Below are 661 nucleotides of genomic sequence, written 5' to 3' on the forward strand. Positions count from 1 at the left end.
CGCCGGCGCGCGAGGCCTTCCGCTCCCTGGGCGCGCGGCCGCTGGACGTGGAGCAGGACGCGGCCGGCATGCGACCGGACGCGCTGGAGCGGCTGTGTCTGAGCCAGCCGGTCAAGGCCGTCTACCTGACGCCGCACCACCAGTATCCGACCACCTTGATGATGCCGGCCGAACGCCGGCTGCAATTACTGGCGCTGTCGCGCCATTACGGTTTCACCATCATCGAAGACGACTACGACCACGAATTCCACTTCAGCCGCAGCCCGGTGCTGCCGATGGCCAGCCTGGACGCCGCCGAACGCATCATCTATGTCGGCTCGCTGTCCAAGGTGCTGGCGCCGGGCCTGCGCGTCGGTTATATGGTGGCCGAGCCCGCCATCATCGAACGCTGCGCCGCCGACATCATGCTGATAGACCGCCAAGGCAACGCCGTCACCGAGCTGGCGGTGGCGGAACTGATGCACAGCGGCGAACTGAAACGCCACATCCGCCGCGCGCTGCGAGTCTACGCCACGCGCCGGCAAACGCTGGCCGCCGCGTTGGACCGGGAGCTGGCCGGCCTCGCCGACTACACCCTGCCGGAAGGCGGGCTCGCGCTGTGGTTGCGGCTGCCGCCGTGGACCGATATGCGGCGCCTGCTGGCCGATGCCGCCGAAGCCGG

At 69.4% G+C, this 661-nt stretch carries 1 protein-coding gene; it reads left to right on the forward strand.

Translation table 11 applies throughout. The features are described 5' to 3' along the window. The coding region (locus LQT98_RS23825; protein WP_231465733.1) for an aminotransferase-like domain-containing protein at window positions 1–661 on the forward strand (661 nt) is incomplete at both ends.

Source organism: Chromobacterium aquaticum, assembly GCF_021129195.1.
Classification (GTDB): domain Bacteria; phylum Pseudomonadota; class Gammaproteobacteria; order Burkholderiales; family Chromobacteriaceae; genus Chromobacterium; species Chromobacterium aquaticum.